The sequence below is a fragment of the Mesorhizobium sp. M6A.T.Ce.TU.016.01.1.1 genome (assembly GCF_003997065.1).
GTDB lineage: Bacteria > Pseudomonadota > Alphaproteobacteria > Rhizobiales > Rhizobiaceae > Mesorhizobium > Mesorhizobium mediterraneum.
The window spans coordinates 1-629 of record NZ_RZTJ01000085.1 but is presented as its reverse complement, the minus strand read 5'-3'; the positions used below and the strand labels follow the sequence as shown (position 1 = coordinate 629).

Sequence of the window (629 nt, the reverse complement as noted above, 5' to 3'; positions counted from 1 at the left end):
ACCGCCACATCTCGTACAAGCCGAACTATCGGGCCACATCGACGCCATGGCGCAGGTTTTGAGGCGCTCATGGTCGCACTCAAGACTTTCCGCCACTCTGGACCATCCTTCGCCGATCTCGTCCCCTATGCAGGTCTCGTCGACAACGGCGTCATCCTGCTGAAGGACGGTTCGCTGATGGCCGGCTGGTATTTTGCCGGTCCGGACAGTGAGAGTTCGACAGACGCCGAGCGCAACGAGGTCTCGCGGCAGATCAACACCATTCTCGCTCGCCTCGGATCGGGTTGGATGATTCAGGTCGAGGCCGTGCGGGTGCCGACGTCCGATTACCCCGATGAAGCCGACTGCCATTTCCCCGACCCGGTCACGCGGGCCATCGATTCTGAGAGACGGCTCCACTTCCAGCGAGAAAGCGGACATTTCGAGAGCCGGCATGCGCTCATCCTGACGTGGCGGCCGCCTGAGCCGCGGCGCTCTGGCCTCGCACGCTATGTGTATTCCGATCCGGCAAGCCGATCGGCATCCTATGCGGTGACGACGCTCGACACGTTCCGCGCCTCGATCCGTGAGATCGAGCAATATCTCGGCAATGTCGTCTCCATTCAGCCGATGGCGACGCGCGAGGTCGA

The 629-nt window shown here is 62.2% G+C and carries 2 pseudogenes; both read left to right on the top strand.

Annotation, left to right across the window (positions count from 1 at the left end):
• Positions 1-62, top strand: a pseudogene (locus tag EOC94_RS35000) (conjugal transfer protein TrbD); the annotation flags it as partial.
• A 7-nt stretch (positions 63-69) separates the two neighbouring features.
• Positions 70-629, top strand: a pseudogene (locus tag EOC94_RS33310) (conjugal transfer protein TrbE); the annotation flags it as partial.